Annotated in this window: 1 protein-coding gene; it reads left to right on the top strand. The window is 54.1% G+C overall.

All coding sequences use genetic code 11. From position 1 onward, the window contains the following. The coding region (locus F0U44_RS24000) for a tubulin alpha chain (RefSeq protein WP_149730588.1) at positions 1-621 on the top strand (621 nt) is incomplete at both ends.

Below are 621 nucleotides of genomic sequence, written 5' to 3'. Positions count from 1 at the left end.
CAACTATGCCCGTGGTCACTACACCATTGGAAAGGAAATCGTAGATTTGGTTTTGGACAGTATCCGCAAGCTCGCTGACCAGTGTACCGGTCTGCAAGGATTCCTGATCTTCCACTCCTTCGGTGGAGGTACCGGCTCTGGGTTCACTTCCTTATTGATGGAGCGTCTCTCCGTTGACTACGGCAAGAAGTCTAAACTGGAGTTCGCCATCTACCCCGCGCCTCAGGTTTCCACTGCCGTCGTCGAGCCCTACAACTCTATCCTCACCACCCACACAACCCTTGAGCACTCTGACTGTGCTTTCATGGTCGACAATGAAGCCATCTATGACATCTGCCGCCGTAATCTCGACATTGAGCGCCCAACCTACACCAACCTGAATCGTCTCATCGGACAGATTGTCTCCTCGATCACTGCTTCTTTGAGATTCGACGGCGCTCTGAATGTGGACCTCACCGAGTTCCAGACTAACTTGGTGCCTTACCCCCGTATCCACTTCCCACTGGTCACGTACGCGCCAGTCATCTCTGCCGAGAAGGCCTACCATGAACAGCTTTCCGTCGCCGAGATCACAAACGCATGCTTCGAGCCCGCCAACCAGATGGTGAAATGCGACCCCCG

It is taken from the genome of Nocardioides humilatus (assembly GCF_008373755.1).
Taxonomy (GTDB): Bacteria; Actinomycetota; Actinomycetes; order Propionibacteriales; family Nocardioidaceae; genus Nocardioides; species Nocardioides humilatus.
This window is presented reverse-complemented; position numbering and strand designations above follow the sequence as displayed.